The organism is Legionella maioricensis (genome assembly GCF_023618015.1).
Taxonomy (GTDB): Bacteria; Pseudomonadota; Gammaproteobacteria; order Legionellales; family Legionellaceae; genus Legionella; species Legionella maioricensis.
On sequence record NZ_JAJKBJ010000029.1, the window covers coordinates 22,267 to 31,689 of the forward strand.

The window sequence follows — 9,423 nt, forward strand, 5'->3', positions numbered from 1 at the left end:
ATCCGTTAGTATTTATTTATATCCATCATTATAACCATACTAAGAAAGATAACTAGTTTTTTGCCCTTGGCTGCTTTAGTATTTCCATAGTTTATAAGACATCCATATTCTGCTGGCGTCAGGAGAGCCACTGTCCTTAGCTTTGCCAATCCAATACTTTGCTTTCTTTAAATCCTTATCCACCCCTTTACCCTCAGCATACATGATACCAAGATTAATTTGACCCAGATCCAGATTTTGATCCGCAGCTTTATTAAACCAATAGACCGCTTTCTTAAGGTCTTTTTCTATTCCTTCCCCATCCATGTACATCACACCTAAATTATTTTGCGCCACAGCCAGGCCTTGATCCGCTGCTTTTTGAAATAAACCGGCTGCTTCTTTATCATTTTTTTTCGTCCCCAGCCCATTCATATACATTATCCCAAGATTATACTCGCCCAAAGATAATCCTTGTTCCGCTGCTTTTTTGTACCAAAATAGAGCTTCTTTGTAATTTTTATTAACCCCATTACCATTCATATAGCTCAAACCAAGATTATTTTGGGCCTCTGCAAAACCTTGATCAGCAGCTTTTTTAAACCAAATTAAGGCCTGTTTAAAGTCTTTAAACTCTCCATCACTGGAATATATAATACCCAGGTTATTTTGTGCCATTGCAAATCCTTGATCTGCGGCTTTCTTATACCAATATATTGCTTGCTTCAGATTCTTATTAGTTCCATCACCACGTTCGTATAAATATCCCAGATTGTTTTGTGCCTTTACACCTCCCTGCTCAGCAGCTTTCTCAAACCAATAAATTGCTTGCTTATAATCTCTAACTGTATCATCACCATTCATATACAACACACCAAGATTTGTCTGTGCTAAAGCTGATCCGCCATTAGCCGCTTTCGTATACCAGGTGATTGCAGTTTTTACATCTTTCTTAAGAGAGGGATCACCACGCTCATAAATCACTCCAATATTATTCTGAGCATCAAGATCTCCTTGATCAGCTGCTTTTTTGTACCAATAAATCGCTTGATTCAGGTCCCTAGGAACACCATTCCCATTCATGTACATTACGGCTAAATTATATTGCCCATCCGGACTTCCTTGATCTGCCGCTTTTTTGTACCATTGAAAGGCTTGTTGCAAATCAGGTTTCACTCCTGATCCATGCTCATACAAGACACCCATATTATTTTGGCTCATTGGCAAACCTTGATCTGCCGCTTTTTTTATCCAGAATTGAGCTTTATTAATATCTTGCGGGACAGCCAGACCTTTTAAATAAAATAAACCCAGATTATTTTGAGCTTCGGGGTTTCCTTGTTCAGCCGCTTTTTGATACCAAAACAATGCTTTTTTCAGATCTTGTTCAACCCCGTCACCTTTCTCATAATTAATACCTAATTGCAGTTGAGATTCAGCATCCCCTTGTTCTGCCTTATCTTGAAGACTGATTCCTGCCTGTGAGCTTCTACTATTATCCACATCAAAGGCAGCAACAGGGGTTGCAAATGATGTAAAAAGGAGTACAGATAGACCAAAAACGATGGATCTGTTCATAATACCTCCCTATATATATTGTTCAATTATAGCATAGTGAAGTGCGGCCTATTTTAATTACTTCCTAATGGGATAACGCCCTACTGATAAATTTTTGATGGTTTCTTAATTGATTAAGGTTTAAACTAAAAGAAAGACATTTGGTTTAACTATGAAAACAATCAACTTGGTTTTCTGCATTTTCATACTTATAGCCCCAACTCTTTTGGCAGAAGCAAAAGATATGAAATCTACAGAGTCCTCAGAAAAAATACCCTTAATCCCAGGAGCATTCTGGATAAAAAATCACTGGCAAAATGACGAGGGTTCTGCGCAGGTGGAGCCTGTTCATTGGCGTAGCACTACAAGCACTATCCCAACCCTAAATGAGCAACAAATCAAAATTAATGAAAAAGGAATGGAGGCTTTATTTATCTCCGGAAGTGCTGCTCCTACTTTAGGGAATATGCTGTGGTTAAGAAAAACCAAAGGAAAAACACATCCAATATATATCCTTGATCTGCGTCAGGAAACTCACCTGTACATTAATGGATTACCTATTAGCCTGTTTTATAAGCGAGACGAGATAAACTGGGGTAAAACACCAGAAGCCATTAGTGAAACTGAGTCTGCCTGGATAAAATACTTTCTAAAATCAGGAGTGGTCAAAATCAATAAATTGGGCAAGCCTCAAGCAGGTTTTAAAGTTCCGATACAACCAGTAATCATCCCCATTAAAGAGGTCTATACAGAACAGGAGACCGCGAAAAAGGCCGGCGTAGCTTACATTAGAATTGATGTTCCTGATTATCATCCCCCCGCGCCGTACCAGGTAGATCAATTTTTAACAATTCTCAAAAAAATACCGCCAAATGCCTGGCTACACGTTCACTGCGCAGCAGGGAATGGAAGAACGACCATGTTTATGGTAATGCGTGACATATTAGCTAATGCAAAATATGTGCGTTTAGAAGATATAATTACTCGCCAAGCGGGATTAGGAGGAATTGACTTGTTCGGGGTGTCTCCCTCACTAGCCTCACAACCATGGAAAAAAGAATATCATCAAGCCAGAAAAGACTACATTAGATTATTTTATACCTTTGTCCATTCGGGGGCCTCTGAGAATCAAGCATTTACCTCCTGGATAGCAAAACAGCCCGATAGTCCTTACAAATCACTATTAAAAACTGATGCGTATTGCAAAACCAATACATAATGAACTATGGGCTTTACTCTTCTTGCGATGTACCTATGCGATATTTGATTTGGACAAATCCACCCTCAAATGTTCGTATAGAGACATGCTGCAATTCAATATCATGTTTCAAGGACCCAAATAACGATCGCCCACTTCCCAAAAGGATGGGAATTAAAGTAATGGTCATTTCATTAATAAGGTTATTGATTAAAAATCCCTGAATAGTCACCCCACCATCAATATAGAGATGCTTCAACCCTAGTTTGGATAAACGGTTAACCAAAGAGACAGGATCTTCTCTGGTGGTAGATACACAAGCCCGTAAATGCTCTGGAATGGTAATTGGTTGACTGCTCATAACCACCACCGGCAGATCCACATAGGGCCACTCATCAAATGACAACACTTTCTCGTAAGAATTCCGGCCCATTACTAGTCCATCAACTGTTGAAATAAATGACTTGTAGCCGCCATCTTCGCCAGGTAATGCAAGAGTATTAGCCTTCATCAGCCAATCAATGGAGCCATCCTCTCTTGCAATAAACCCATCAAGGCTGGTAGCAATAAATACAGAGCATTTCATAATAAATGATTGGTTGAACAATAATGGCCGGATTATATCAACTGGAATGAATGTTTGACACCACTAATCCATAACACTGCTTATCGATGAACCCAAACCAAAATCCCAACACTTTACCTATAATAAATATTAATGAAACCACTATACCTTTATTATTTATGATGAACTCTTCATGAGAAATTGATCGTCAACTGCTAAACCATCAAAAAAGGAAAAAATGGTTTTCTTTCAATAAAATAAGATATTGGATCTATTGTATGCTAAATTTTATATAAAAATAGAATGAAATTACCTTAGGAAACCTTAAACTAGAGGTAAAAGAAATGGATAATTCATTTGTATTTAATGAAATTACATTAAAGCGAATACCTCACTTTTTAGTTTTAATTATTATTTTATTATTGGGTCTTCCCTACATTGGCCTCAATTTAGGCATAGACTTTAGTATTCTTGCAGGCCAATTGAGTCATGGCAATGACTTAAAATCTCGTCTTCTTGAGTCACAGATTCGCGGCTATTTTAGACAAACTCTTTTGCAATGGTCAGGATTTTCATTGGCCGCGGTTACGGTTTTATTATCATTTACTCAATATAAGCTTAGTAATGATAAAATAGCCTTAATTATTGGACTAGCAGTATTATTTTCTGGCTCATTAGAGGCATTAAATACGCTGGTTGTTGATGGTTTATCGCTTGCACCAGCAGAAAAAACTAATTTAGACGCCTTAATTTGGATTTTCTCAAACAGCATCAGTGGCATGATCTTCATTGTGGGATTAACTCTGCTGCTGAATACTAAAGACGAAAATACTTTAAATTTAGGTACCTTTATTTTACTTACTACTTTATTAGTATTAGCAGCCATTACTCTAATTTATTATGCGGCCGGTGTAATAAAACTTCCGACCATGTGGTTTAAAGATTCTTATTTATCCAGACCCTATGAATTAATTTCTGTAAGCATTTATTTATTTTTAATACTGTTTATTTACCCTAGAACTTATAAAACGCATCCGACCATTTTGACTGACTGTATTTTTTATATGGCAGTCACTCAAGTCGTTATTTCAATTTACTTGATGGTATTATCCAGTTCTCCTTATGATAGTGCCTATAATATCGCCTATTTTCTTAAAGTTATTTCCTATTTTATCCCTTGCATCTGTTTGGTTATCAATTATGTATTTTCATACTCTGAAGTGTTAAATGCTCAAAAAAGACTAAAAATAAAACAAGGAGAATTAAAATATCTGGCCTCTCATGACTCGTTAACCAATTTATTTAACCGCCGCGAATTTGAAGAGTTATTAGGTAAATCGATAGCAAACTCGCAACGAAGTAAAAGTTCATTGGCTTTATTACTCATTGATTTAGATAACTTCAAAACAACCAATGATACTTTTGGTCATGTTCATGGGGATGAGCTACTCAAACAATTTTCCAGCCGCCTGGTTTTATTGGTAAGAACAGGAGATCTGATCTCAAGAGTTGGTGGAGATGAATTTACCCTGATAGCACCCAATATCAAATCCCCCTCCTCAGCCCGCCAACTTGCAGAAAGAATCTTAAATGAACTCCATAGCCCCTACTCGATTAGCGGTAAATTAATTACTGTGACTGCCAGTATTGGTATTGCCATTTCCCCCGACGATGGCACTACTACTGAAGACTTATTAAGAAAAGCCGACATGGCAATGTATAAATCTAAAAGAAGTGGAAAAAACACTTATCAATTTTACACTAATCAACTGAGTTGCTCTCAACATAGAGAGTCTGAAGTGGAAGCTCATTTACGCAAAGCACTGCAAAATGACGAATTTGAACTTTATTATCAACCTAAATACAACCTTCAGAATGAAGAAATTGTTGGAGCAGAAATACTTTTACGCTGGAATAATGAAGTATTAGGACATATATCGCCTAACGAATTTATTCCTATTGCAGAAAGCACAGGACTAATGGTGGTTCTGGGTCAATGGATTTTACGCAAAGCTTGTGAACAAGTGATGAGATGGTCAAATGAATATCACGCTATGCTCTCATTTTCTATTAATATTTCCCCCATTCAATTACTTCATAGCGAATTTATTCCAAGCCTCGAAAAAACATTACAAGATTATAATTACCCAGCAAAATATTTAGAATTTGAAATTACTGAAACTCTATTAATGAGGAACGATGAGGAAATAAACAAGTCTCTTCATAAGATCTCCGAGTTAGGAATAAAACTCTCACTTGATGATTTTGGTAAGGGATACTCCTCCTTAAACAGATTAAAAACTCTCCCCATTGATGCTTTAAAAATCGATAAAGAATTTGTCGCCGACATTCATAGTGAAAAACAAAAAGTAGCTATTATTGATATTATTATTAAATTAGCTAGCGAACTGGGAATGAGTATTGTTGCTGAAGGTATTGAGACAACCCCGCAATTGAAGTATCTGAAATCAAAAAAATGCCTGTTAGGACAAGGGTTTCTCTTAAGCGAACCCTTACCTCCAGGTGAATTTGCCAAATTGGCCTATGAAAATTGGGCCAAGAAAAAAATGATTGTTAATGAATCATAAAGATAACATTGTGGCGTCAGAATGTAGCCTAGGTGAAGGCGCAGCCGTAACCCGGGATCGAAACCTGATTCGTACCTTGCTCCCGGATTACGCGTCGCTCCATCCAGGCTACAACTTCCCTTAAGTTGACACCATTACGTGAACACTTACTCGACATTAATGGGCCCCTCCCATATAGTGAGGGTATTGGAGTTATACATGATGTCACCAGTATGTTAAATACTACATGCTTACGGCGCGGGGGGAGTAGGAGGCAATCAAGACAGGGGCATTACAAAAGGTGGACTTAATACGAAGATTCATTTTGGCCGTCGATGCACAGGGTATGCCGGTCAGACTTTTCATTACGTCTGGGACCACCGCAGATTGCACTCAAGCTTCGCGATAAATTGAAGGATTGGAAGCTGATCATTTGCTTGCCGAGAGAGGATACGATAGTAATGAACGTGTCGAACAAGCTGAAAAAAAGGCATTTCTGGGGTTATAACTCCCCAAAAAACCGAAAAGTACAAAGAGAATACGATAAAGAACTTTATAGATTAAGGCACTTGGTTGAAAATACATTTATGCATCTGAAAAGGTGGCGCGGTATTGCCACAAGATAAGCCAAAAATACGGCTTCGTTCCTAGCCGCTGTGCAAATCAGATGTATTGTGCTGTGGGCTGGTATCTCGTGACGACAGCATCTAGAGAGTTTCCAATATTTAATTAGCCAAATGGGTGGGTACATGAAAAATTACAGCATTTTATTTCTTTTACTCTGTTGCGTTTTCACTCTCTTTGCTGCTCAAAACAAAACTTTGATTAATTCTGAGGAAAGAATAATTTCCTTACCTGGCTTTGGTAAGGTTAAGGGTTTAGAATTAGCTGGTTATCTTCCTATTTCAGACTCTGCTACTCCATCGGGCAATTTATTTTATTGGTATGTGGAAAATCGTTCCCCTCTTGCTGATTCGCCTCTTGTTTTATGGCTTAACGGGGGACCGGGTGCTGTAAGTATGTATGGTTTTTTTATGGAAAATGGACCATACATCATAAATAAAGATGGAACTTTATCAGAACGTCGGTATTCCTGGAGTCAGAAAGCTAATTATTTGGTGATCGATCAACCGGCCGGAGTAGGTTTTTCTTACGGAGAAAAAAACACCTATTTAAATGAATCAGAAGCAATGGATCAATTGTATTATGCAATACAGTTTTTTTTCCAACATCATCCTGAGCTGGCATCAAAACCTTTCTATCTGGCTGGTGAATCCTATGCAGGGAAATATTTGCCTCAATTAGCCATGCGCATTATCACAGGCAATACGGGCAAGCAAAAAATTCAATTAAAAGGGCTGCTGGTAGGAGATGCCTGGGTTAATCCTCGGCTCCAACAATTAGCTAATGCGGATTATGCTTATTCTCATGGATTAATTGACCGTAACACTCAAGAGAAAGTGTTAAAACTGTATCATCAATGCATTAAAGAAATAGATAAAAGAACGCCATCAACTCGTCGAGCCAATCAAACGTGTGAAAAAATACAGGCCTTGATTATAAAAGAAAGTGGTGGTCTTAATTTGGCTAATATTTCTAAGGGTGTAGAACCTGATGATAGCACGATGATTAAATATTTAAATACACCAGAAGTTCGTCAGGCGTTGCATGTAGATCCACGGGTTCAACAATTTAAAACGTTTAGTGAGAGAGTAGCAAAGCGCCTTGAAATTGGTGAGCAAGACTCTGTTGCCAATTTATACCCAGTTATACTGGCAGCAGGTGTTCGCGTGTTGATTTATAACGGTCTTGAAGATGGAAAAGACTCCAATTTCATGAGTACTGATTTATGGTTGTCAGAGCTCAATTGGCCTTTCAAAAAAGAATTCGCCAATACGGCACGTTGTGTATGGCATGTTGACCATCAAGTAGCAGGTTATGCCAAGAGTGCTGGTGGATTAACTCAAGTTAAAATTCGTCATGCCGGTCATCTTGCACCTATTGATCAACCAGCAAGATTACTAGATTTATTCAATCACTTTATCAGTGATCAAGCACTGTGTTAAATGAGTCATAGCAGGTAAATTCCATCATGATAAAAAGTTCTCAACTGGGTTGTCAAAATCTGTTAGACCACGTCATAATGCCACTACAATCACTATATAGGGGGTCCTATGCTAGAAATTTTAGACGAGAAATTATTTAAAGATTCGCCCAAAGCGGAGGACACTACCTCACACATTATTTCATTTTTACCCAAAGAAGCGATTGAAGGGAATCAGCTGCAAAAAGCCCTAAGTTTATTTGCTTTCAACAGGAACTGTTATCGCGCCAATCAGCCGCAACGCATTGAGGAAGCCTTTGTGCGTTATGTGTCTAAAAACAATCAGAACACAGTACAAGAGATGCTGAACAAGCATCCAAAATTTAAGATACACCAATTATTGGGGTACATTGCTTCAGGCAATCAGGATGAGGCAGAGAAGTTGCTAAAAGAACATCCTGAATTGCTGTTGCAAAGTGGCTCAGTTATTGCCCCTTCGGGGCATCACTTTAAAAACATCAAGCCTTTTGAACTGCTCTTATGGACCATGGATGTCCGCTATATGGCAAACATGGTGCTTGATTGCCTTCCCAAGAACGAGAAAGGGGAAGAAATCAGAATAGAACTACTAAAGCAATATAAAACCGTGATAGAGGATTTTGACGAGGAAAAGAAAACAGGCGGTGTGCATTTCACCCTTAATGGTAAGAAACACCATGAGCAACACTTTGATTTTAAGCCACTCATTAATGCACTTGATACTTATGTCAAAAATACTCCTGTATGGGGTACGGGCAAGTCTAAGGAGTATTGGCGCACGGTTGTTGGAAAAGAACAGAGCCTGCTACCGGCGCACGTGCGACAGCATTATTGTGACCCTGATGAGTCATTTTACCCCACACCAACATTTAATAAACCCAAATTTAAAAGAACCTTAAAACTCCATAATTATGCTGAAAATGAAGAGGTAGTTTGGGATTCTGGGTTGAAAGATGTTGGTATCTCTCGTGGCTCTCGCATCGGGCAGGCCGTCGTATTGGGCGAGGGCTCCACTGATCCGGCCCCTGTTTGCCTCGATTTAGACGCCATTAGCAGCCTATGTAAAGTGAGGACCGCAGACTTGGAGTTGCTCAAAAAGCAGCTGGAACAGCCAATCCAGCAGTTGGAAGAAATTCAGGAATTTTTTCCAATGATTTACTAACCCGGTGAAGTAACCCGTTACAATAAAATGTCGCGGGGTTCAGTTCACAGCCATAAATCAGAACATCATCTTGATACCACCTCGGTATCAAACGCATCATCGCACGGCTTCAAATAAATACCATCTAAGAATTGAGATAGAGAGCCACGCAAGCAATTCCATGGTCAGCATTTTTCCTCTTTTGTTGACGATGATTTATTCCAGCATGGTTTGAACTTTTATATCGTCATAAATGGTATTAATACCCTGAAACTTTCATACACCATCCATTTACGACTAGGGTCTGTTGACATTTCCCCTATCGCCTACGTG

6 protein-coding genes and 1 pseudogene are annotated in these 9,423 nt (G+C 38.6%); 5 read left to right on the plus strand and 2 right to left on the minus strand.

Going from position 1 to position 9,423, the window contains the following annotated elements:
• Positions 1–75 precede the first annotated feature (75 nt).
• Positions 76–1,557 carry an SEL1-like repeat protein gene (locus tag LOX96_RS15745; RefSeq protein WP_250424350.1) on the minus strand — a complete coding sequence of 494 codons (1,482 nt, stop codon included), beginning with the start codon at positions 1,555–1,557 and terminating at the stop codon, positions 76–78.
• Positions 1,558–1,708: 151 nt separating this feature from the next.
• On the opposite strand from LOX96_RS15745, the gene LOX96_RS15750 reads away from it, so the two are divergent.
• The gene (locus LOX96_RS15750) at positions 1,709–2,755 is read left to right on the plus strand and encodes a phosphatase domain-containing putative toxin (protein ID WP_250424348.1); all 1,047 of its coding nucleotides are present in this window, start codon (positions 1,709–1,711) and stop codon (positions 2,753–2,755) included.
• Positions 2,756–2,768: 13 nt separating this feature from the next.
• Here LOX96_RS15750 and LOX96_RS15755 read toward each other — a convergent pair whose 3' ends face one another.
• Complete coding sequence (locus LOX96_RS15755; protein ID WP_250424346.1) at positions 2,769–3,320, minus strand: dihydrofolate reductase family protein; 552 nt, start codon at positions 3,318–3,320, stop codon at positions 2,769–2,771.
• A 323-nt stretch (positions 3,321–3,643) separates the two neighbouring features.
• Between LOX96_RS15755 and LOX96_RS15760 the strand changes: the two genes are divergently transcribed.
• The 4 genes and pseudogenes from LOX96_RS15760 to LOX96_RS15775 all read left to right on the plus strand — a co-directional run bounded on the left by LOX96_RS15760 (position 3,644) and on the right by LOX96_RS15775 (position 9,111).
• Positions 3,644–5,887: a bifunctional diguanylate cyclase/phosphodiesterase gene (locus LOX96_RS15760; protein WP_250424344.1), complete on the plus strand. Its 2,244-nt coding sequence runs from the start codon at positions 3,644–3,646 to the stop codon at positions 5,885–5,887.
• A 240-nt stretch (positions 5,888–6,127) separates the two neighbouring features.
• Positions 6,128–6,564 (plus strand): annotated as a pseudogene (locus LOX96_RS15765) (IS5 family transposase); the annotation flags it as partial.
• Between the two features lie 51 nt (positions 6,565–6,615).
• Positions 6,616–7,932, plus strand: a complete 1,317-nt coding sequence (locus tag LOX96_RS15770) for a S10 family peptidase (RefSeq protein WP_250424342.1) — start codon at positions 6,616–6,618, stop codon at positions 7,930–7,932.
• Between the two features lie 108 nt (positions 7,933–8,040).
• Positions 8,041–9,111 (plus strand): hypothetical protein, encoded by a 1,071-nt coding sequence (locus LOX96_RS15775; protein ID WP_250424341.1) that lies wholly within the window; start codon positions 8,041–8,043, stop codon positions 9,109–9,111.
• Positions 9,112–9,423 lie beyond the last annotated feature (312 nt).

Bases quoted from the DNA above. Each gene is read 5' to 3' on its own strand.
- LOX96_RS15775 (WP_250424341.1), top strand. From the start codon at position 8,041: ATGCTAGAAATTTTAGACGAGAAATTATTTAAAGATTCGCCCAAAGCG.
- LOX96_RS15770 (WP_250424342.1), top strand. From the start codon at position 6,616: ATGAAAAATTACAGCATTTTATTTCTTTTACTCTGTTGCGTTTTCACT.
- LOX96_RS15745 (WP_250424350.1), bottom strand. From the start codon at position 1,557: ATGAACAGATCCATCGTTTTTGGTCTATCTGTACTCCTTTTTACATCA.
- LOX96_RS15755 (WP_250424346.1), bottom strand. From the start codon at position 3,320: ATGAAATGCTCTGTATTTATTGCTACCAGCCTTGATGGGTTTATTGCA.
- LOX96_RS15760 (WP_250424344.1), top strand. From the start codon at position 3,644: ATGGATAATTCATTTGTATTTAATGAAATTACATTAAAGCGAATACCT.
- LOX96_RS15750 (WP_250424348.1), top strand. From the start codon at position 1,709: ATGAAAACAATCAACTTGGTTTTCTGCATTTTCATACTTATAGCCCCA.